We start from the raw sequence: 20,825 nt of genomic DNA on the forward strand, positions 1-20,825 counted from the left end.
GGAGGCCGGGCAAATTGATACGTGCGGGGCTGCCGGATGCACAATGCCGGGCGCGGGGAAACCCGCGCCCGGTTCAGCTTGTTGGTAATGTCTTTTGTTGGACGCCTCCGGCGGCCAAGTGGCTACCGCCCCTTGGAACCCCGTATTTTACGATCCCCAAATGTACAGGAAATACAAACAATTTCTTCAAAGAAAGGAGCGGAGAAACAAAGCATCGTACCTCATTCTTGTGTCGCCGTGCATCGGCGCATGGGCCTTGCCGAATTCGCCGTTCTCCCTGCTTTCATTGACGGCACGCCGCGCCACCCCCTATGACGGCCACAGGCAGACCGCGCACCGCACACACCATGCGGACCGGCCCGAGCCCTTGTCGTCACCTCCACCACGAGGAACCCATGCACCGCCGCACGCCGCCCTTCGCGGGCGATTCCTGCGCCACCGGGGTCTGAGCGCCGCCGCAGGCCCCGGGCGGGGCCGCCGCGTCCCCTTCCGCCTCTTCTTTCCCGTCCGGGTGCGCACCCGGCGGGCATGCCCCTGCCGCACTGAGCCCGGCGGAACGGGCGCTGGTGGCCCGCGCCGTGCGCGACCGCTTCATCGCCGTGGCCCAGGGGCCGGAGGGCAAGTTCCGCTATCCGGTGGGTGACGCCGGGCTGGCTGGCCTTGGCTATGACGGGGCGCTGACCGACCGTCTGCCCGCCGCCGTGCGCGCCCATTTCTGCGGCGTGGGCAACCCCTTCGCCGCCGTGGACGCCTGCGTGTGGCCGCCGGTGTGCCTGCTGCCGCCACCGCCGCCCGCCGGATACCCCTCCGCTGCGGGCAGCGGCGTGCCCGGCGATATCTTTTGCGACATGCCGGACGCGGAACTGGATGCCCCGGTGCGCTTTGGCGACAATAGCGACGACGGGGCTGACAACGCGGCTGGTGACGGCAGCCCCGCCGCCCCCCGCGACCGCTGCCTGCCGCCGGAACTGGCCGCCTGCCCGGTGCGCCCCGGAGATGCCGTGCTGGACGTGGGCTGCGGCGCGGGGGTGGACACCCTGTGCGCCGCCCTGCTGGCCGGGCCGGACGGCGCGGTGACCGGTGCCGACGCCAGCCCGCACATGCTGGACCGCGCCCGCGCCAATCTGGCCGCCACCAATGCCGCAACGGCCCCAGTCACGCCCCCGGTGGGGCGCGTCCCGACCCCGTCCGGGCCAGACTTGTCCGGGCCAGACCCGTTGGGACCAGACTTGTCCGGGCCAGACCCGTTGGGACCAGACCGCCAGTCCGCCCGGATCCGCTTCGTGGAAACCGGGGCCGAGTGCCTGCCCTTTGCCTCCGGCAGCTTCGACGTGGTCATTTCCAACGGGGTGTTCAGCCTGATAGTGGACAAGCCCGCCGCATTGCGCGAAATCCACAGGGTGCTGCGGCCCGGTGGCCGCCTGCGCCTAGCCGACCAGATGCTGGACGGTCCCGCCCCGCAGGGCGCGGACGTGGTGTCCAGCTGGTTTCGCTGACAGGGCGGCGCCGTACCGGGAACGGTGTTCCTGGCCATGCTCCGCGAGGCGGGATTTCACGATGCGGCCTGCCTGGGCCGCACCGGCTACCGCAGTTCGTCCGTCACCGAAGGAATGCTGTTCGCCGCCACCAGGGCGGAATAGCCCCGCCCGCGCGTCACGACACAGTACGGGAGAAACGCCCATGACCACCCCGGCCGCCGCTTCCGGCCTGCCCGCCATCACCTGGGACGACTTCGAGAAGGTGGAACTGCGCACCGGCACCATCGTGCAGGTGGAACCGTTTCCAGAGGCCCGCAGCCCCGCGTGGAAGGTGTGGGCCGACTTCGGGCCGGGCATCGGCGTGCTGAAGTCCAGCGCGCGCATCACCCACCTGTACGAGGCGGACGACCTGCTGGGCCGCCAGATCATCGGCGTGGTGAACTTTCCGGCCCGGCAGATCGGGCCGTTCCGCTCGGAATTCCTGGTCACCGGCTTCGCGCAGGCGGACGGCAGCGTGGTGCTGGCCGTGCCGGAGCGGCCCGTGGACAACGGCCTGAAGCTGGCCTAGGCGACATCCGGCCTGAAGCCGGCCCAGGCAACATCCGGATTGTCCTTTCGCCCGTTGGCGCTGTTGAGCACGCCGTCTCCAGCCCAACGGATTTCCGACATCATCCCCATGCATTGCAAGGTTTTTTCATGACCAGCCAAGCCGACACCCCCGCCGCCAGCAACGCCCCCCATCAGCCCCATCAACAGGACCAGATCGCCGGGGCCGACCGATCCGACCAACCCAACCGGCCCATTCGGCCCATCCGGCCCGTGCGCTACGTCATGGGCGTGGACACCGGCGGCACCTGCACCGACGCCGTGCTGGTGGACGCCGCCACCCACCGGGTGGTGGCATCGGCCAAGCGGCCCACCACCCATCACGACCTTGGCCGGGGCATGGCCGGGGCCATGGCCGCCGCGCTGGCCTCGTCCGGCCTGCCCGCCAGCGCCGTGGACCTGGTCTCCGTGTCCACCACCCTCGCCACCAACGCCGTGGTGGAAGGGCAGGGGGCCGAGGTGGGGCTGTTCATCATCGGCTACGCCGGGCGCATCACCGTGCCCTGCGCCTCCATGGACGCCATCCCTGGCGGTCACAAGCTGGACGGCTCGGAAGAGGAGCCGCTGGCGCTGAACCGGCTGGTGGACGCCATCCGCCTGATGCAGAACCGGGTGGACGCCTACGCCGTGTGCGGCATGATGAGCTTCGTGAACCCGGCCCACGAACTGGTGGCGGAGCGGGCCATCGGCATGGTGGACCCCAAGCCGGTGTTCTGCTCGCATCTGGCCAGTTCGCGCGCGGGCATGAAGGAGCGCGCGGCCACGGCGGTGCTCAACGCCCGCCTGCTGCCGGTGATGCGCCGTTTTCTGGACGGGGTGCGCACCGCGCTGGAGGATCTGGGCATTGCCGCCCCGGTGGTGGTGGTGCGCGGCGACGCCACGGCCATGCCCATGGACGCGGCCCTGCGCAACGCATCTGCCACCGTGGCCAGCGGCCCCGCCGCCATGGCCGGGTACGGCGCGGCGCATGCAGCCAGCAGGCTGCCAAATGGAAATGATGACGCCGGCAGGCTGCCAAATGGGGATGAAGACGCCGGAAACGCGGACGGAAAGGAACACGCGATACCGGCAGGCGCAAACGCGGGCAAGGACGTGGCTTCGCCCGCCACGGCCCCGAACACATCGCCGGATGCATCGGCAAACACCGGCACCCCGCCACCGCCGGACGCCCTCATCGTGGACGTGGGCGGCACCACCACCGACGTCACCCTGCTGCGCCGGGGCCGCCCGGTCATCCAGGCCGACGGCATGGTGGTGGGCGACTGGGAAACCCACGTGGAAGCCGTGGAAATGTTCACTGTGGGCGTGGGGGGCGACAGCCTGGTGCGACCGGATGCGGACGGCACGCTGTCCGTGGGGCCGTTGCGGGTGGTGCCGCTGTGCATGGCCGGTCCCCTGCCGGACCCGGCACAATGGCTGCGCGCCGGGGGTCTGGCGCGGTGCATCTGTCCCGCGCGCCGTGAGGACGCATGCGATGAAAAGGAGGGGGCTGCCCAGTCCGCGCCATCCGCCCCGTCCGCTCCATCAGGCCCATTCGCTGACGCCGCCGAACGCGCTGTGCTGGACCACCTGAACGCCCACGGCCCCACCCCGGCGGGCGACCTGCTACGCGCGCTGCGCCTGCCGGAAAGCACGCTGGAGCGGGCCATCGACCGGCTGGCGCGCCAGCGTGCCGTGCAGGTGGCCGGGTTCACCCCCACAGATGCCCTGCACGTGCTGGGCCTGCTGGATCTTTCCGATGTGCCTGATCTGCCGCCCGGAGCGGGCAATGCCGCCGCCGCACTGGCCGGGGCGCGGGCGCTGGCCGCACTGCTGCCGCCCGTTGCGGGGGGCGAGGATGTCCGGGGCAAGGACGCGCGGGGTGATGCCGAGGCCGGGGCGGAGACCGCCGCCGCGTCGGCAACCGTTCCCGGCGCTCTGCACACCACGCCCAATACCTCGCCCAATACCCCACCCAACACCCCACAGGACGCGGCCCGCGCCGTGCTGGCCGCCGCCAGCCAGCGCATTGAGGATGCCGTGGTCCAGCATGTGGCCCGGCGCGAGGTGGGCGGCAACTTCGCGGCCTATCTGGCCCAGCGGCACCGGCATGCCCTGCTGCGGGTCAACGTGTCGCTGGGGGTGCCCATGGTGGGCATCGGCGCGGCATCGCGCCACCTGCTGCCAGCCGTGGCGCGTGCGCTGGGCACAACGGTTACCTTTCCGGCCCGCTACGACGTGGGCAACGCCCTGGGGGCGGCCCTGCTGGCGCTGGGTGAAGGGCATGCCGCCGGGGCGTGACGCGACGGCTCCGCCGCGCGAACGCTGCGGGTGGCAAGATGACGGGGCGACGGGCACACACACGCCGACAATACACACGAAATCCAAGCGGCCCCCACGGGGGCACTGGACAAGGCGTGGCCCCGGCTCCAACGGCAATGGTGGCGTCAATGCCGGGAACAGCGGGCCGCAACGAACGGCAACAGACATCCCTGCCGCGCGCGTCCGCGCCCCAGCCCGCGCGGGTGGTGCGCCATCCGCATGCCGCCATCTTGACGCGCGCCCCCCTTTCAGCGCACCGTCACAGGACTGGACTGGGCAGGGCGGAGCGGGCCAGACATCTGCCCCACCGCGCGCAGCCCCGCAACGCGCGCTGCGCATCCTGCCGGGACGCCCGCAACCATCCGAGACGTCCTCAACCACCGTCACGCACCACCGCCGCCACGCGGCGCGCAAGGATACCCCATGCACAGCCACGATCCTTTCCAGCCCCCCACATCCGATGCCTGCGGCTGCGGCCACGATCACGCCCATGACCACGACTGCCAGTGCGCCACCGGGGCGCACCGTCCGTCCTGCTTCGACGCCGCGCTGGAAGTGGCCAGCGAATGCGAGGACTGCCGCGTGGTGCACGCCTGGCTGCACCTGCACGGCAAATGGGTGCTGCACGCCTGGGGAGAAACCGACGAGGCCGTGTACGACCTGACGGAAACCCGCAACCCGCAGCCCCGCGCAGACTACTACGCCCGCAACGGCGTGACCGAAGAACGCCTGCGCCGCTACGGCAGGGTGGAATTCTTCACCATCATGGCGGACACCGGCAGCTTCGGCCCCTTCGACACCGCCTTCTTCTTCGCGCCGGAAAGCGACACCGACCCGCTGATGCGGTAGCCCGCGCACCGACCTGCGCGTCCACGTCACCCCATCTCCTGCAAACACCACGGGCCGAAGGATCACTCCTCCGGCCCGTTTGCGTGGTTTCACCCCATGTTCCCAGTCCGGCAACCGCACGCGACCTGTCCGGACGTCTGGTGGTATCCTTTCCCGCGCCCGCCTGTCCCCGGCATGCGCCGCTTATTGCGGCCCACCCTCCACCGCCGCCGGAATGTCATCCTTGTCCGGACGGGCGCAACCCACGGCCAGCAGGTCCACCACGCGGTGGGGGTCGGTATCCCGTACCAGCGCGACCACCCGGTACCGCTCGCAGGAAGGCATGGTGCGCCCCACGGGGGTATGCGCGAACCGCTCCAACCCGTCGAGAAACTGGCCCTCCTCATCCCCGACGATATCGAAATTGCCCATGCTGCCGCCGGAATAGGCCCCCGTCATTTCCACCGTCACCAGACGGGCGCGCCGCACCAGTTCCACCTCGTGCAATTCCGAGGGCATGACCATCTGCCACCATGAGGGGTCTCGCGTGCCTTTGCCTCGGACCCGGCATACGTCACCTTCCGCACACACGGCCCGCACCTTGCTTTCCAGAGGAAAACCTTCGGGAATTACCAGATTGTCCTCCGTGACCTGCGGGGAGCTCAAAAACAGATAGCCATCCGTCTGCCTGCCAAGAACGCCTGTTACGTCGAAATCCCCAGGTGTTGCTGCCACAAGACGCCGCACCGAACTGACAAGGACAAACTCGTTGCCAAGGCGCTCTATTTTTTTTTCTACACCCACTATACGGCACAGATCACCGAATGCGCAGACTGCATGGATACTACGCGTAACTCGTGGGTCAATCCCCAGCCCGGAGCTTGTCCCAGAGTAATATATCGATCCCCTGCTCACTATTCCTGTGCGGGAAACATGTCCTTCATCACATGATGCATCGCCTTGTGCATAGAAGAGAAAAAAAACAAGCATTGCAAAATGCGCAATCCTACTCCTCACCACCTGAAGCCTCCGCTTTGGGTTCCAATGCTTGCTGGAGATTTTTCAAATTCCCATTAAACTCGTAGTCAACTCTTTTCTCAACTTCAGTATCCCCCTTATACCCCGTCTTGAACGCCTTACCCAATACATCCAACTGCTCTTCCACACCCATCTTCCTCAGTGTGTCGCTATCCGGAAGATGCTTCACCACGTTTTTCGAAAATGCGTTCGGCCCTCTGAGTACCCCCATGGAGTACGCCGCATTTTGAATGACCTCCGATCCAGTATCAAGCCCTGCTTTTTCAAAGGCTTTCAGTGTCGGTTGGTAATGCGTCCTCTGAATAAACGCCTCGTTGGCGGCGGCCAACGCGTCAGGATGCTTGCGGGCCATTTCCGGCCATGCGGCGGCAATGGCCTTGGGGTCGTCCTTCAGTGCTCGGTATTCTTCCGGCAGGTTCGCCGCTTCACGGCTTTTCATGAAATCTCCCAGCGTCCCCCCGGTCAACTGGTACGGCCCGCACGACCCCGATTGGGATACGGTTTCCAATCCCTTGGCCGTGGTTTCGTGCAAGGCGGTGATGTCGCCGGGCTTGCGGTAGTAGTCCAGTATCTTGTCCGGCCGCAGGATGTTCTTCGAAGGGTCGGCGAAATCCTCCAATGGCGGGGTACGGCGGCCCGGCGTGGCCTTGCCGCCTGCTGATCCGCGTCCTGCGCCGCCCCCCGCATCCATGGCGCTGCGGTTCTGCCGGGCGCTGCCGTTGCGGTTGGCCGCCATCAGGGTGCCCGCAAAGGGATCATCCTGCGTTTCCCGCGTCGGGGCCGTGCCGCCGCGCAGCGCCAGATCGTCGTCGCTCGTCGCATCCGGTGCGCCGGGCCATTGCCGCAACATTGCGTCAACGCGGGGCGAACGCTCCTGCCCGGCAGAAGGCGTACGCCGCTGCCAAGGATGCACGTCCTGCGGAAAGGCCGCCTCCATGGCGCGTTCCCACCAACGCGTGCCCGGCGCGTTGTTACGTTCGGGGACGGAGCCGCTTCCGGCGTTGTGCGAAAGCGGAACCAACTCGCCCCTGGTTTCGGCAGTGCCCGGCAAGGTGCGCTCTTCACCTGTCACCTCGCGGAGCCTGGGAAGCCGCCTCTCCTTTTCGGTCTCCGGAATCTGCCGTTCCAACTGCGGGACGTTCCTGCGTTCGAAAATGTCGCGCATGCGTTCTTCCTGCAACACGTCGTACCCCCGGTCGCGGGGCTGCCGGAACCCGGCATAATCTTGCAGTTCGTGAACGCCGGTGTCGTCGAACATGGTGCGCTGGAAGCGCTGCCGCCAGTCCTTGTCCTCGTCGTCGGGCAACATGCCCTGCCCGTCGTGGCCAAAGGCGTCGATGGTGCGGATGCCCTGTACCAGTTCTCCATACCAATCCTGCATGGTGCGCGCCGAACGGGCGCGGCCCACCGCCCCTTCCAGCGAACCCGCCAGCTTGCGGCGGCGGGGGTCGTCAGCGTTCTTCAGTCCGGACGTGAACAAGCCGGAGGTCATACGCGCCTCCGTGTATAGATGGATGTGATGCTTGGGACCCCATAAGGCGTGCCAACGTGGCGCAGGCAAAGCGGCGGGGCGGGTTGCAGGCGCCCCGCCGCCAGAGGAAATGCACGCCCCAATGGCGCGGAGTCAGCGTATCCCATGCCTTGCGGGCACATCCGGCCACAGGGGGATCGGAAGGGGGTTGCGGGGTGGTCCCAAGGGTGCCCGGACATGACGCAAAAAACATAAAACGATGCGAAAGGACGTGTCGGGGCACACGGCATGAAATCCGCCACGTACCCGGCAACACGCACACTGGGCAGCCGAACAGCCGCCTGCCCCCCCCCACGCCATCTCTCTGGCACAAACGCAACGGGCCGGAGGATCACTCCTCCGGCCGTGCCATGCCTTCCATATTCCTATGCCGTGCCCTGCCTGCCCCGGCTCCGCCCCAGCCCTGCACACCCCGACTTCACCCAGCCCCGTTCCTACCCCGCTCCCGCGCCCGTCCGGCACTCCCCGGCCAGCCGCCCCAGGGTGCGCAGCCCTTCGGCCATGCGCTCGTTCCACAGGCCGTTGCAGCCAAGGCGCAGGTAGTTGGCGAACTTTTCCTGCGTGCTGAACACGGCCCCCGGCGCCACGGATATGCCCGCCTGCCGCGCGCGGAAGAACAGTTCCACCCCGTCGGTGCCGGGCGGCAGTTCCACCCACAGCACGCCGCCGCCCTCGGGCCGGGTCACCCCGGTACCGGGCGGAAAGCAGTCCGCAAGGTGCATGCGCATGGCCTGCATCTGGCGCGAAAAGGCCGTGCGCAGGCGGCGCAGCTGCCGCTCGAACAGCCCCTGTCGCAGGTATTCGGCCATGGCGAACTGGGTCAGGGTGGCCCCGCAGACATTGGTGGTGGCCTTTATCTCCCGCGCGCGCTCGCCGATGCGCCCGGTGACCATCCAGCCCATGCGAAAGCCCGGCGCCACGGTCTTGGAGAACGACGAGCACAGCGTGACCAGCCCGTGCACGTCCCATTGCAGAAAGGTGGACGGGCGCGAGGGGCCGTAGTGCAGGTCCGTGGACACGTCGTCCTCTATGAGGTGGATGCCCCGCCCGGCCAGCATGTCCAGGATTTCGCGCTTGGCGTCGTCGGGGGTCAGGCTGCCGTCCGGGTTGTTGAAGTTGGGCGAAAAGGCGCACGCCGCCACCCGGTGCCGGTCCAGGATGTGCCGCACGTCGCGCGGGTCCACGCCCGCCTCCGGCGTGCTGGGCACCTCGATGGCGCGCAGCCCCAGCGATTCGATGAGTTGCAGGAAGCAGTAGTAGGTGGGCGACTGGATCATCACGATGTCGCCGGGCCGGGTCAGGCAGCGCAGGGCGATGTACAGCGCCTCCACCGCGCCGTTGGTGATAAGGATGTCGTCCGGCCCCGCGCCCACGCCGCATTCGCGATGCCGCCAGGCGATCTGGCGGCGCAGTTCCAGGTCGCCGGGAATGGTGGCGTAGGCGGCGGCCTCGCCCGCGCGCGAGCGCATCACCTCGGACAGGATGCGCCCCAGCGCCCGGCCCGGCAGCAGCGTTTCGTCCGGGCACAGCACGCCGAAGGGCACCAGGTCGCGGTTGCCCACGGCTTCGAGCACGGTGGAGATGAGCCGGGCGCGGTTCACCTCGCGCGGGCCGGTGGGCGGGGCCGGGCGGGCCTGCGGCACGGGCAGGCCGCGCATGCCCTGGCGCACGAAATAACCGGAACGGGGCCGCGCCTCGATGATGCCCTTGCGCTCCAGTTCCAGATAGGCGTGCCCCACGGTGGCGATGGACAGCCCCATGGAGGTGGACAGCCCGCGCAGCGATGGCAACCGGTCGCCGGGGCGAAACCTGCCGGACTGGATCATGTCCGTCACGTGGCGCTCCACCCGATGGTAGTGGAAGGCGGCGGCATCGGCGGCGGGCGTGCTGCCTGTAACGGCGGAAGCATCGGAACCGGCGTCCCCGTCCATACAGGGGGCCGGATTGATACCGGGGGCTGGCGCGGCAAAGGAGCGGGCGGGCATGGGGCCTCCTTGCAGGAGCGGTGGGCAGTGGCGGGGCGGGTTGATGCGCGGGATGGGCGTGGCTGACCAGTCGAAACCCGGTGCCCGCGCCATCTGTTATGCTTGTTTTTCCGTTTGACTGTATCTGTTCAGGTGACAGATTTCATGGTCAGGTGCAACCCGGAGGTTGCACCATGGATACCGCTTCGTCGCCCGGCACGACCCACGCGCCGTCATCACGCCATTCAGCAGGCATCATGCCCGCGTCCCGCCTGGCCGCCGTGCTGTCCGGCATGCGCCAGGCCCTGCCCATCGTGCTCGGCTACGTGCCGGTGGCCTTCGCCTTCGGGGTGCTGGCCCGCAAGACCGGCATGCCCGCGTCGGGCGCAGTGTGCATGTCGCTGATGGTCTTCGCCGGGTCCGCCCAGCTCATTTCGGTCAGCCTGCTGGCGGGCGGGGCATCCCCGGCCACGGTGGTGCTGACCACCTTCGTGGTCAACCTGCGCCACCTGCTCATGTCCGCCGCGCTGGCCCCGGCCCTGCGCCGCTGGCCGCGCGCGCTGCAAGCGCTGTTCGCCTTCCAGCTGACGGATGAAACCTTTGCCCTGCACGTCAGCCGCCTGCCCTCCACCCCCGGGGACACCCGGCCCGAACCGCCCCGCGCCGAAACCCTGGCCCTGAACATGACCGCGCAGTCCGCGTGGGTCATGGGCACCATCATCGGCGTGTTCGGCAGCGAACTGGTGGCCGACGTGCGCCCGCTGGGGCTGGACTACGCCCTGCCCGCCATGTTCATCGCCCTGCTGCTGCCGTACTGCCGCAAGGCGCGGCGCTTCGCGCTGGCCGCCGTGCTGGCCGGTGGGCTGTCCGTGTTGCTGGCGCTGGCCGGGGCCGGGCAGTGGAACGTGATCATCGCCACGGTCTGCGCGGCCACCCTGTGCACCCTGCTGCCCACCAAGGCAGATGCGGCGCAGCGCAAGGGCGGGCACAACACCGCCAACGCGGCGGAATCGGACGGATTGAACGGGCCGAACGAACAGAACGGGCCGGACAAGGCGAATGGCCTTGCCGGGCTGCCCGATCTGGCGGAACCCGACGGCGCGAGCCGCGCCCCCACCCTGTAGCCGCGCGCCGCGAGGAGACCGGACATGACCACCACCTTCTTCCTGATGTTGTGCGGCATGCTTGCCGTCACCTACATCCCCCGCGCCGTGCCCCTGCAACTGCTGTCGCAGCGCGAACTGAACCCCGTCATCACCCGCTGGCTCTCCTTCGTGCCGCCCGCGGTGCTGGCCGCCCTGCTGGCCCCGGACCTGATCGTGAAACAGGGCGCGGTGCACATCACCGCCGACAACCTGTACCTGCTGGCCGCCGTGCCCGCCACGCTGGTGGCGTGGCGCACGGGCAGCTTCTTCGGCACCATTGCCGTGGGCATGGCCGCCGTGGCCTGTGCACGGTGGTTCGGCATGGCTTGAGGCCGCCAATCACCCCGCATCCCCTTCTTTCCCCACCCACACGCCGACGGTAGACCGGGCGTGCGGCGGCGGCGCGGACACCTCCTTGCCGCGTTGTCGCCGCCGCCCGCCTTCAATCAAAATCCCGCACCGTGCTCCGCCCCGCCCTGCATCGCGCCATCCCGCACCCTTCGCCCCGGCCCGCCGTCTTGCGCGCCAGCGTCGGCAAGCACCCGCAAACTTGCCCCCGCCATCGCGGGCGTGTAGAAGAGGCGGGTACCGTCGCACGCCGCCCGCGCCTTGCCGGTCCGGTCTCCGGCCCGATCCGGCCATGCCCTCCGGCGGCGCCTGCCCTGCCCACATCCCCCCCCTTTTCCGGGAGAAGACGCATGCTCCGCACCCTGTTCATTGCCCTGCTGCTGGCGCTGACCCTTGCCGCCACCTCGACGGTTCCCGCGCCCGCGCAGGCAGCCTCCAACGAGGAACTGAAGGCCGCCCTGCGCGACCTGCTGAAGGAAAATCCCGAACTGATCATGCAGGTGCTGCGCGACAACAGCGAAACCGTGCTGGAAATCGCCCAGCAGGGTTCCAACGTGCGCCGCAAGAAGGCGCTCATCGCCCAGTGGCAGGTGGACCAGACCCAGCCCAAGAAGGCCAACCTGGAAGGGCGGCCCATGCGCGGCCCGGCCAACGCGCCGGTGACCATCATTGCCTACTCCGACTTCACCTGTCCCTACTGCCAGCAGGCCGCGGGCACCATGGAACTGCTGCTGGCCAACTACAAGGACAAGGTGCGCTACGTCTTCAAGCACATGCCGCTGGACAGCCACGACAACGCGCGCCTGGCCTCGGAATACCACGTGGCGGCGGGCCTGCAGGACGGCAAGAAGGCCTGGGCGTTCTACGAAACCGTGTTCCGCGACCGCGAAAAGCTGGTGGCCGAGGGCGAGCCCTTCCTCAAGAAGGCCGCCGCCGACGCCGGGCTGGACATGAAGCGCCTGGCCCAGGACATCAAGGGCAAGAAGGTCAAGGATTCCATAGAGGAAGACATGGCCGAGGCCCGCGCGCTGAACGTGCAGGGCACCCCGTACTTCCTGGTCAACGACCTGGTCATTCGCGGCTCCCTGCCGCTGGACCTGTTCTCCGACGCCGTGGACATGGCGCTGGAGGCGGCGGCCAAGACCAAGAAATAGCTGGCCGCACCGCGCACGACGCGACACGGGCCGCTCCGGCATTGCCGGGGCGGCCCGTTTGCATTGGCCCTGCGCGCCCTGCGCCGCGTGACGCGCAGGGCGCGGAAATGGCGCTGCGGAAAAACGAAAGGAAACGGCGGGGCGCGGGCTACTTCCTGCGGCGGCGTTCCAGGGTGATGCCCGCCAGAAACCCGCCGATCATGCCCACGCCGAAGGCGCGGGGAATGCTGTCGCTAAGGCCCAGCAGCGCCGCGAACACGCCGAGGGAACCGCCGATGAGGATGCCGCGAACGATGTAGCTGTCCATGCCTGTCCTTCTGGGGCTGTGGGAATTTGCGGGCTAAAGCTCCGGCAGCGTGCGGACGCCCCGGAATCCCGCGTGATGGTAGTCGCGCGGGGCGAGCGGTGTCAACGTGACCGAGGGACCGAGAGACCGAGGCACGGGGGCACGGAGGGACCGGGGCGCAACGGCGCGACACGGCGAATCCGGCAGGCCGCGGGCAGGGGGAAGCGACGCGCGCGAACATCACCGGGTCGATACCGTCCCCAAAGATACTGGCGGGCTGCTGCCAGCCCGCCATCTTGCCACATGACGGGGTGCCTGCCCTTCCGTGTATCCGGACACCAGCCGTTCCACCCGCCCGGCGGCCCGCCACCGCCAAAAACAGAACCCCGGCCACGGTGGCCGGGGTTCCGCAAGGGGGTCGGATGTCCAAGACTGCAAGGGGGGAACAAGGCTGGGGGTCCAAGGGGGGGCGGCGGGTGGGCTGTCCCGCCGCCCCTGCGGTCACTGCATCAACGAAGGAGGAGTTTGGGCTGGTCGCTGTCTCGTGTGCTTTGGGCACTATGTCTTCGGTCGCCGTGGCGGCCGCTGGTCGCTTCCGGGGGCTCCAAGCCCCCGGCTGGAGATACCGTGCGGACAGGAGGAGGTCGGTCCTGCACAGTGCGGGTGCGTTGCGGCTGTGTGCCGGTGCTCCCGTATCGCTTCGGTCGTCCGGGCCGTCGCCTTGGCCCGGCGGCCGTTGCCGCGAATTCATTGCCCGTGCCCTTCTCCGCGAGGGGGAACCGGAGAGGGGCCAGGAGCGGTGGGGGAACGGGACGCCACACGTCCACCGTATCCGCGAAGGGTCTCGCGGAGTTCCCCTGCCGCCCGGAACGTGCCGGGCCGCACGTGGGGGTTGCCTTCGGGCGCCTCGTCCCTTGCGTGTTCCTGTTCCGTCCCGCGTCTCCACCGTAGTGCCCGGGGAGGGGGGGACCGCCGCGACCGGCGGGTCGCGGCGGTCAGGGGAATCAGGGGAATCAGGCTAGGGCTTGCACTCTGCGAAGGGCAGCGTTGTCATGCGCTGAAGGAGAATTAGCACAGGGCGTGCCAAACGATGAAAACACATATTTTCAGCGTGTTATGATTTTTCGAGAAAATGTGCAGACTTTTGTTGTGCAACGCTATGCACATGTTTTTTGCACAAACGGGCTGCACGTGTGCAAAATGCATACACCCCGCCAGCCTTGCGCATGTGCCCGCGACGGACGTGACCGGCTTGCGCAACCCGCCTGCCCACGGCATCGACACGGGGAGCGTCTCGCTGGAGGCACGGGAGGCCCGCTTGCGCGTTGCACTGCGCACGCCGCCCTCCTTGCGGCACCATGTCCCCTCCCCACGCGAAACGAACGCAGCCGGAAAGGGAGCATGCTCCCTTTCCGGCTATGAAAGTTCCGTGCCCGGCGCACCCGGCGCGCCATTCGGAACGGACTATTCGTCGCAGCGCACCGTGATGCCCGCCGCGCGCAGGGCATCGGCGAACAGGCCGTCGCCCGCCACCAGCGTCCGCGTGAAGGTGCCGTCGTAGATGCGCCCGCACCCGCACGAGGGCGAGCGCGCCTTCAGGATGGCCTCGGTGCAGCCCGCCAACAGGGCTAGGCGCACGCCTTCCTCGGCGCCCCTGACAAAGGCGTCCGTGGCGTCGGACAGGGTTCCGTCGGCCTCGCGGCACAGCACCTTGCCGTCGCGCAGTTCGCACGGCGGTCGCGGCGTGGGCAACCCGCCCAGTTGTTCCGGACAGACCGGCAGGGCCAGCCCTTGCCGCACCAGTTCGATGACCCCCTCGCGGGGGTTGGCCTCTCCGTCGAAGCGGCAGGCCACGCCCGCCAGACAGGCGCTGACCACGTAGATCATGGATGCCTCCGTTTCCGGCGGCCGCGCGGCCCCTCGCGACAGTGCGCGGGGAACACGGACGGGCACGCACGCGGGCAGGGCGGGACAGGGCGCGGGAGCAGGCCCGCGCAGTGCGCACAGGCGCAGCATGCACCCCGCGGCACAGTCCGCCGCATGTCCCGCCGCGCGGCGCATGCCGCCGCCCATGTTCCGACCCGCGGACAGGACGGCGCGCAGCCCCCTGCGGCCCGCGCCGCCACCGTGCGGCGTGCGCGGCATTACACCGGTATATGGCGGCAAGGGTACCCGCATGGCGGCATCTGTCAACCGGGAGAGCAACTGGGCGGTCACCTATGCCCCCCCGGACGCGGCGGCCAGCCCGCCCCTGCCGTTCGAACCGGCCGCACCGGCCCCATCTTCCATCCCGGGGGCGCCCTCTCCGGTGTCGCGCGAGGTCTGGGCGTAGTAGCGTTCCAGCCCGTCCGCGCCCATGAAGCGTTGCAGCATGCGGGGCGGCGATTCCAGCAGGTCGATGATCAGGAAGGCGTCCAGCGAGCCGAAGGCGCGGTCCACGTGGAAGGTGGCGATGCGTCCGCCCAGCTTCAGGTAGTGCTTGAACAGGATGGGAATGGTGCGCCCGCCTTCCATGTCGCGCACCAGCGCGCACAGCCCGTTCCAGTCCAGCCCGGCGGGCTCGATGCGCCGCAGGCAGCCGGGCTGGCGCAGCGAGGGCGTGGCGCGCCCCCGCACCAGCCGGGCCGTGGCCGGGCAGCCATGGTGGCGGGTCAGGTAGTCCATGATGGCGTTCAGCGAGTACGGGGTATAGTCCAGGCTGACGCTTACCGGCCCGAACAGGCGGCGCACGCCGGGCCGCTTCAGGATGAACCGGCCGATGCCCTTCCACAGCAGCAGCAGGGGGGCGTAGTCGCGCTGGTAGTCCGCCGCCACGAAGGCCCGGCCCAGTTCCAGCGCGGGCGCGCCGCCGAAGAATTCCGGACGGAACCGGAACAGCGACGTGGAATACAGGCCGCGCTGGCCCTGCGCATCAAGGATGGCATCCACCTCGCCCAGGCGGTAGGCCCCGGCCAGGGCGCGGTCGTCCTCGTGCCACAGGATCAGGTGGCGGTAGTCGGCGTCAAAGGCGTCGAGATCCAGCGGCGCGCCGCTGCCCTCGCCCACCGCGCGAAAGGTCACCTCGCGCAGGCGGCCTATCTCGCGGACCAGTTCCGGCGAACGGTCCGCCGAGGTTTCCACGATGGTCCACGGCCCCTCGCGCAGCAGCACGTCTGCGGGCGGGATGGCCGCCAGTTCCGCCTCCAGCAGTTCCAGCGGGCGGGCGGCGGCGATGGGCCGCATGCGCCGTGCCGCCGGGCTGGCGGGGCTGGCGGAAACGGAGGCGGCAGTGCCCACGGCATCGGGCACGGCGCCACTTTTCCTCGGCAGGAGCAGGGGCAGGGACTTGGGGATGGACAGGGGCAGGGACAGCACCCGGCGCGGCCTGGGTTTCAGGGCGTAGCAGCGCATGCGCAGGTAGGCGGTGCGCGCTGCGTCGTCGGGCAGTTCGTTCAGGGTGGCGGCGGCCACGGGCCGCCCCACGCTGAGGGTGACCGTGGTGTTGCGCTTGCGCAGCAGTTCCTTGGGCAGCATGGCCGTGCGCGCTGCGGGGTGCAACAGGCCCATCAGGTTGAAGAGCATGGAATTGCGCCCGTGAAAGTACAGGGGCAGGGCGTCGGCCCCGGTGCGGCGCACCAGCCGCCCCACCGTGGACTGCCACGTGGGGTCGGTGATCTCGCGCCGCGAGGGTTGCAGGTGCGACACCGTGCCCGAAGGGAACACCACCAGCGCGCCGCCCTCGCCCACGTGGCGGATGGCCTGGCGCAGGCCCGCCATGTTGCGGCGCTGCGCCCCGTCCCCGCCGAAGGGATCCACGGAAAAGATCAGTTCGCGCAGTTCCGGCACCGCCGCCAGCATGTAGTTGGCCAGAAAGCGCAGGCCGGGCCGCACCGGCAGCAAGGCCCTGGCCAGCACCAGTCCCTCCAGCGCGCCGAAGGGATGGTTGGCCACCATCACGAGCGGGCCGGTGGCGGGCACGCCCTCGAAGCCCTCGGCCTCTGCCCGCACGGACACCCCCAGCACGTCCAGGGCCAGGCGGGCGAAGTCCAGTGGCGTTCCGCCCTGCGGCATGGACCGGTACAGCGAGTCGATGCGGCCCACGCCCAGCAGGTGCAGCAGCGGAATGCGCAGCGGCGCGGGAATGCGCCGGGCGGCGGCGGGCACCAGCGAACGGGGATGCTCCGGATGCGCCGAATGCTCCGGACACGCCGGAAATGGGGCGGAAGCCGCCCCGCCCATCGGGTCCGGCGGCGTATCCATCATATGATGATGCGGAGCTGAAGCGGCGGGGGTGCGGGGGCGGAGCATGTCCATGCGTCCTCCTGGGCGGCCAACTGGCCGGAGACGGGTGGCGCGGAGGGCACCGGGCCGCGTCGCGCGGGTCCGCGATGCCGGGTAACGGCACACGGCGGGCGGCTTGCGTGCCGTGGCGGCTGCGTGCCTGTTCCGCGAAATGGAGTCCTGTCGCATGCATGGATAGACGCGCCGCGCGGAGAAGCCATGACCGGTCGGTGAACATTGCGTGAAGGGGAACAGGGCGGGGAGTGGACGATGCGGGCGTCACCCGATTGTCGGCGGCCCGTCGCCGCGCCGTCGCGCAGCAATGCCGCCCGTGGGGCAGAAGGGGCAGTGTCCGGAAACCGGGGACGTCCACCTAACAGGCCAACAGGCCGCAGGCCAGCAGGATGCCCCGCAGCTCGCGCGGACCGCCAGCCAGCGCCGCGCCACGGAAGGAACGCGCCATGACCGACCGCCACCACGCCGAAATCCGCCGCCGCCTCGAAGCCGAACTGACCCACCTGCGCCGCCAGCTGCTGGTGGAGGGCGGCGTGGAAGCCTGCGCCGACGAAAACGAATTCGCCTCGCGCGTCAGCGAACTGACCCTCAGCATGACCCTTCTGGACCGCGCCGGGCGGCGCATCCGCGAAATCGAAGGCGTGCTGCGCGCCATGGACAGCCGCGACTACGGCGTGTGCGACGCCTGCGGCGACGACATTCCCCTGCCCCGCCTGCTGGCCCGCCCCACCACCCGGCTGTGCGTGCACTGCCAGATGGAGCAGGAGACGCAGACGGGCCGCCCCTTGCCCGCCACGGCCCGCGCCGGGGCCTGCTAGACCCCGCGCCGGGCCGACGCTCCCTGTCCCTTTCCGCCCATCGTCGTCGCGGGGTGCGCCCCGCGCACCTGCGCCGTGCCCGCTTGCAGCGCGTGCCCCGTCGCACCCGCCCGCTTGCCCGGCCTGCCCCGCGCGCCTCGCGCATGTGTCTCGCCCCCGCATTGCGGCGCCCCAACAGTTGACATCGACAACCATTGATCTACAATGGTTGACATGAACAACTTCCTTTTCGACCCGGAAGGCTCCCTCGGCTTCATGACCTTCACGGCCAGCCGCCTCATGGCGGCCTTTCTGCGTCGCCGCATGGCCCTGGCGGGCATCGACCTGACCGGCGAGCAGTGGGGGGTCATGGTTTTCGTGTGGAACCGGGGCGCCATCGGGCAGGACGAACTGACCCACGCCCTGTGCATGGACAAGACGGGCATGAGCCGCCTGCTGGCCACCATGGAGGACAAGGGGCTGATTACCCGCAGCCCTTACCCGGACGACGCCCGGCGCAAGGTCGTCACCGCCACGCAGGCGGGCGATGCCCTGAAGGAACGCAGCCGCGCCGTGGCCGAGGAAGCCCTGGTCCTGCTGCTGCAGGACGTCAGCCCGCAGGACCACGCCACCTGCATGCGGGTGCTGGCCACGGTGAAGGACACCCTGCGCGGCCTTGACCGCCGATTCGCCGCCGAGCCCGCCAGCTGAGCCAAAAAGCCGGACCGACCGGCCGCGACGGACCGCCGGGCCACACCCGCAGCCCGTCCGCCACATGGAGATCCGGGCCGCAGTGCGGCCCTGCCATTCCCACCAACACGGGAGGAAGACCATGCAGAACGTCATCGAACGCACCCAACGCCTGCTGGAACTGCTGGGCCACGACGAGGAACCCTTCGGCGTGCACTACACCGACGCAAAGCCCGCAGACGGCTTTGGTCCCAAGCCCGGTGAAATCTTTACCCGCGACCGCGAGGCCGCCGGTCAGATCGACTGGCACAAGGCCTTTGCCAACGAATTTTCCTGCCTGCTCGGCAATGTCTGGCTGGCCCGCAGGAAAAAGCGGGCGGCGTGGATCAGCCACGAGGCATGCGGCTGCATGGGCGGCGGCTTTTACTCCGGCATGTACCGGCCCTATCTGGAAACCAACATCTGCTACGTGACCACCGGCATTCCCGGCACCCCCATGGAAGGCGAGCACTACCTGCCCGACCATCCGTCCATGCGCGCCTTCATGGATGACACCATGCCCCCGGAAGCCCCGGCCAAGTACTGCGTGCTCAAGCCGCTGCACCAGTTCGACGGCGGCGAGGAACCGTTGGTGGTGGCCTTCTTCGTCCGGCCAGAGGCGCTCAACGGTCTGTTTTCGCTGGCCTGCTACGCCACGGGCAACCACAACGCCGTGGCCTCGCCCTTCAGCGCGGGGTGCGGCGCCCTCATTGCCTGGCCGCTGGCCTACCAGCAGCGCGGCGAGGAACGGGCGGTGATCGGCGGGTTCGACCTTTCGGCCCGCAAGTTCATGAAGACCGACGAAATGAGCTTTGCCGCGCCCCTGCCCATGTACCGCAAGATGCTGGACGCCATGGAGCATTCCGCGCTTACCCGCCATACCTGGCAGGGCGTGCGCAAGAAGGTGGCCAAGAGCATGCGCGCCTGGGGCGAGGCTGCGGCGGACTGATCCGCCCATGCGGGCGCGGCGCGCGGGGGGGCCGCGCGCCGCCGCCCCCCGGAACGGAAAATCATTCCCCCCCGCCCACGACATGGCACCATGGCATCCCCTGTCTGCAATCACCCCTGCCGCGCCTTTCCCCTCCCCTCGCGCAGGGATCAGTCGGCACGTCAGGACGACAGGACAGGCGCACGTGGAGCGGGACGGAGCTTGACAGGGACCATCCGGAGGCATATCCACGCTTCAAACAATGATTGAATTCCGAATTTGAAACGATGTTGGCAAGCAGTGAAACGACAGGGGGCGGGCAATGAGCGACCATGGCCGCATGAACGGACGGCAGGATCACCGCCAGTGCACGTCCCTGCCCGATGGACTGGGCAGGCTTGACGCCCCGGACAGGCTTGACGGACCGGACAGGCTTGACGGACCGCCCAGGACGGACAAGGACAGGCCGGACCAGTCCGGCAGGCAGGATCAGGGCACGCGCGAACGGCTGCTGGCCGCCGCCGCCGAGGTGTTTGCCGAGCACGGCTACAACGCCGCCACGGTGCGCGAAATCTGCCGTCGGGCCGGGGCCAACGTGGCCGCCGTCAACTATCATTTCGGCGGCAAGGACAACCTGTACGCCGCCATGCTGGACCACTACATGCGCACCTGCCAGGCCGCCTTTCCGCTGGACGTGGGCGTAACGCCCGCCTCCCCGCCCGGGGAGCGCCTGCGGGCCTTCGTGCACGGGCTGGTGCAGCGCATCCTGGGCGGCGGCGACGACCCGGTCAGCCAGGCGCACGGCAAGCTGGTGTCGCTGGAACTCATCGACCCCACCCCGGCCTGCGACGGGCTGCTGCGCGAGCACATCGCCCCGGTCAACGACCTGCTGGCCGACATCCTGCGCGGGCTGCTGGGTCCGGCGGCGGACGACCCGGACGTGCTGCGCACCTGCTTGCTGGCCATTTTCGGGCACATTTCGTTCCACTACAGTGGCCGCGCCGCCATCGTCCATTTCTACGGACACGAGGAACTGACCCCGGAGGCGTTGCACCGCATCGCCGAAGGGGTAACCCGCTTCACCCTGGGGGGCATCATGGCCATGTCCGGCACCGCCGCCTGCCAGACAACCGGACCGCCCACGGCCTGACGCAGGGTGGCATTCCGGGCACGCCACGCCGCCTCGCCGCTTGCGGCAACCCCGCCCGGCGCGACGCCACGGGCAACGACCGCCCCCCGGACAGTGAGGCGGCACGGTGTTGACGGCCACCGCAGCCCCATGTAGAACGCGAAACTTCGATAGCACACTACCGAATAGCACCCTACCGGATTCCCCCGTTCCCGGCCCGCACCGTCGCAACGCGGGCAGGCACGACCAGCCGGAACTCCGACAGACACACCCAACCGCCCCGCATGT

17 protein-coding genes are annotated in these 20,825 nt (G+C 69.1%); 11 read left to right on the forward strand and 6 right to left on the reverse strand.

The annotated features are described in order from the left end of the window. The first annotated feature begins 566 nt into the window (after window positions 1-566). The 4 genes from K6142_RS14325 (at window position 567) to K6142_RS14340 (ending at window position 5,234) form a co-directional block, all read left to right on the forward strand. Window positions 567-1,496, forward strand: coding sequence for a methyltransferase domain-containing protein (locus K6142_RS14325; RefSeq protein WP_223380913.1), 930 nt, complete (start codon window positions 567-569; stop codon window positions 1,494-1,496). A 184-nt stretch (window positions 1,497-1,680) separates the two neighbouring features. Beyond that, window positions 1,681-2,046 carry a tRNA-binding protein gene (locus K6142_RS14330; RefSeq protein ID WP_223290505.1) on the forward strand — a complete coding sequence of 122 codons (366 nt, stop codon included), beginning with the start codon at window positions 1,681-1,683 and terminating at the stop codon, window positions 2,044-2,046. A gap of 128 nt (window positions 2,047-2,174) precedes the next feature. After that, window positions 2,175-4,364 (forward strand): hydantoinase/oxoprolinase N-terminal domain-containing protein, encoded by a 2,190-nt coding sequence (locus tag K6142_RS14335; RefSeq protein ID WP_223380914.1) that lies wholly within the window; start codon window positions 2,175-2,177, stop codon window positions 4,362-4,364. A gap of 444 nt (window positions 4,365-4,808) precedes the next feature. Next, window positions 4,809-5,234 carry a hypothetical protein gene (locus K6142_RS14340; RefSeq protein ID WP_190245875.1) on the forward strand — a complete coding sequence of 142 codons (426 nt, stop codon included), beginning with the start codon at window positions 4,809-4,811 and terminating at the stop codon, window positions 5,232-5,234. A gap of 183 nt (window positions 5,235-5,417) precedes the next feature. Here K6142_RS14340 and K6142_RS14345 read toward each other — a convergent pair whose 3' ends face one another. The 3 genes from K6142_RS14345 to K6142_RS14355 form a co-directional block, all read right to left on the reverse strand. Beyond that, window positions 5,418-5,732 (reverse strand): hypothetical protein, encoded by a 315-nt coding sequence (locus K6142_RS14345; protein ID WP_190245876.1) that lies wholly within the window; start codon window positions 5,730-5,732, stop codon window positions 5,418-5,420. Window positions 5,733-6,219: 487 nt separating this feature from the next. Further along, window positions 6,220-7,743 (reverse strand): hypothetical protein, encoded by a 1,524-nt coding sequence (locus tag K6142_RS14350; RefSeq protein ID WP_190245877.1) that lies wholly within the window; start codon window positions 7,741-7,743, stop codon window positions 6,220-6,222. Window positions 7,744-8,216: 473 nt separating this feature from the next. Continuing rightward, window positions 8,217-9,767 (reverse strand): PLP-dependent aminotransferase family protein, encoded by a 1,551-nt coding sequence (locus K6142_RS14355; RefSeq protein WP_190245878.1) that lies wholly within the window; start codon window positions 9,765-9,767, stop codon window positions 8,217-8,219. A 236-nt stretch (window positions 9,768-10,003) separates the two neighbouring features. On the opposite strand from K6142_RS14355, the gene K6142_RS14360 reads away from it, so the two are divergent. The 3 genes from K6142_RS14360 (at window position 10,004) to K6142_RS14370 (ending at window position 12,393) form a co-directional block, all read left to right on the forward strand. After that, entirely contained in the window at window positions 10,004-10,870 is an 867-nt protein-coding gene (locus K6142_RS14360; protein WP_190245879.1) for an AzlC family ABC transporter permease, read from the forward strand. 24 nt (window positions 10,871-10,894) lie between these two features. Then, a complete protein-coding gene (locus K6142_RS14365; protein WP_012613282.1) occupies window positions 10,895-11,221 on the forward strand; it encodes an AzlD domain-containing protein in 327 nt (108 codons plus the stop codon). A 368-nt stretch (window positions 11,222-11,589) separates the two neighbouring features. Further along, on the forward strand, window positions 11,590-12,393 hold the full coding sequence (locus tag K6142_RS14370) for a DsbA family protein (RefSeq protein ID WP_012613281.1): 804 nt from the start codon (window positions 11,590-11,592) through the stop codon (window positions 12,391-12,393). A gap of 148 nt (window positions 12,394-12,541) precedes the next feature. Here K6142_RS14370 and K6142_RS14375 read toward each other — a convergent pair whose 3' ends face one another. The 3 genes from K6142_RS14375 to K6142_RS14385 all read right to left on the reverse strand — a co-directional run bounded on the left by K6142_RS14375 (window position 12,542) and on the right by K6142_RS14385 (window position 16,972). Then, window positions 12,542-12,700, reverse strand: a complete 159-nt coding sequence (locus K6142_RS14375) for a hypothetical protein (RefSeq protein WP_007525600.1) — start codon at window positions 12,698-12,700, stop codon at window positions 12,542-12,544. Window positions 12,701-14,143: 1,443 nt separating this feature from the next. Beyond that, the gene (locus K6142_RS14380; protein ID WP_012613280.1) at window positions 14,144-14,566 is read right to left on the reverse strand and encodes a DUF523 domain-containing protein; all 423 of its coding nucleotides are present in this window, start codon (window positions 14,564-14,566) and stop codon (window positions 14,144-14,146) included. Between the two features lie 330 nt (window positions 14,567-14,896). Further along, complete coding sequence (locus K6142_RS14385; RefSeq protein ID WP_223290447.1) at window positions 14,897-16,972, reverse strand: lysophospholipid acyltransferase family protein; 2,076 nt, start codon at window positions 16,970-16,972, stop codon at window positions 14,897-14,899. Window positions 16,973-17,400: 428 nt separating this feature from the next. On the opposite strand from K6142_RS14385, the gene K6142_RS14390 reads away from it, so the two are divergent. The 4 genes from K6142_RS14390 to K6142_RS14405 all read left to right on the forward strand — a co-directional run bounded on the left by K6142_RS14390 (window position 17,401) and on the right by K6142_RS14405 (window position 20,558). Beyond that, entirely contained in the window at window positions 17,401-17,772 is a 372-nt protein-coding gene (locus K6142_RS14390; protein ID WP_041727555.1) for a TraR/DksA family transcriptional regulator, read from the forward strand. Window positions 17,773-17,985: 213 nt separating this feature from the next. After that, window positions 17,986-18,462, forward strand: coding sequence for a MarR family winged helix-turn-helix transcriptional regulator (locus K6142_RS14395; RefSeq protein ID WP_155860547.1), 477 nt, complete (start codon window positions 17,986-17,988; stop codon window positions 18,460-18,462). A gap of 121 nt (window positions 18,463-18,583) precedes the next feature. After that, on the forward strand, window positions 18,584-19,429 hold the full coding sequence (locus tag K6142_RS14400; protein ID WP_190245750.1) for a DUF169 domain-containing protein: 846 nt from the start codon (window positions 18,584-18,586) through the stop codon (window positions 19,427-19,429). A gap of 301 nt (window positions 19,430-19,730) precedes the next feature. Beyond that, complete coding sequence (locus K6142_RS14405) at window positions 19,731-20,558, forward strand: TetR/AcrR family transcriptional regulator (RefSeq protein ID WP_190245749.1); 828 nt, start codon at window positions 19,731-19,733, stop codon at window positions 20,556-20,558. Window positions 20,559-20,825: the final 267 nt, after the last annotated feature.

This window comes from Nitratidesulfovibrio sp. SRB-5, assembly GCF_019931275.1.
Taxonomy (GTDB): Bacteria; Desulfobacterota; Desulfovibrionia; order Desulfovibrionales; family Desulfovibrionaceae; genus Cupidesulfovibrio.

Coding starts and splice junctions, on each gene's coding strand:
- K6142_RS14345 (WP_190245876.1), bottom strand. CDS start 5,732: ATGCCCTCGGAATTGCACGAGGTGGAACTGGTGCGGCGCGCCCGTCTG.
- K6142_RS14400 (WP_190245750.1), top strand. CDS start 18,584: ATGCAGAACGTCATCGAACGCACCCAACGCCTGCTGGAACTGCTGGGC.
- K6142_RS14365 (WP_012613282.1), top strand. CDS start 10,895: ATGACCACCACCTTCTTCCTGATGTTGTGCGGCATGCTTGCCGTCACC.
- K6142_RS14385 (WP_223290447.1), bottom strand. CDS start 16,972: ATGGACATGCTCCGCCCCCGCACCCCCGCCGCTTCAGCTCCGCATCAT.
- K6142_RS14335 (WP_223380914.1), top strand. CDS start 2,175: ATGACCAGCCAAGCCGACACCCCCGCCGCCAGCAACGCCCCCCATCAG.
- K6142_RS14330 (WP_223290505.1), top strand. CDS start 1,681: ATGACCACCCCGGCCGCCGCTTCCGGCCTGCCCGCCATCACCTGGGAC.
- K6142_RS14375 (WP_007525600.1), bottom strand. CDS start 12,700: ATGGACAGCTACATCGTTCGCGGCATCCTCATCGGCGGTTCCCTCGGC.
- K6142_RS14380 (WP_012613280.1), bottom strand. CDS start 14,566: ATGATCTACGTGGTCAGCGCCTGTCTGGCGGGCGTGGCCTGCCGCTTC.
- K6142_RS14390 (WP_041727555.1), top strand. CDS start 17,401: ATGACCGACCGCCACCACGCCGAAATCCGCCGCCGCCTCGAAGCCGAA.
- K6142_RS14405 (WP_190245749.1), top strand. CDS start 19,731: ATGAGCGACCATGGCCGCATGAACGGACGGCAGGATCACCGCCAGTGC.
- K6142_RS14360 (WP_190245879.1), top strand. CDS start 10,004: ATGCCCGCGTCCCGCCTGGCCGCCGTGCTGTCCGGCATGCGCCAGGCC.
- K6142_RS14370 (WP_012613281.1), top strand. CDS start 11,590: ATGCTCCGCACCCTGTTCATTGCCCTGCTGCTGGCGCTGACCCTTGCC.
- K6142_RS14350 (WP_190245877.1), bottom strand. CDS start 7,743: ATGACCTCCGGCTTGTTCACGTCCGGACTGAAGAACGCTGACGACCCC.
- K6142_RS14395 (WP_155860547.1), top strand. CDS start 17,986: ATGAACAACTTCCTTTTCGACCCGGAAGGCTCCCTCGGCTTCATGACC.
- K6142_RS14355 (WP_190245878.1), bottom strand. CDS start 9,767: ATGCCCGCCCGCTCCTTTGCCGCGCCAGCCCCCGGTATCAATCCGGCC.
- K6142_RS14340 (WP_190245875.1), top strand. CDS start 4,809: ATGCACAGCCACGATCCTTTCCAGCCCCCCACATCCGATGCCTGCGGC.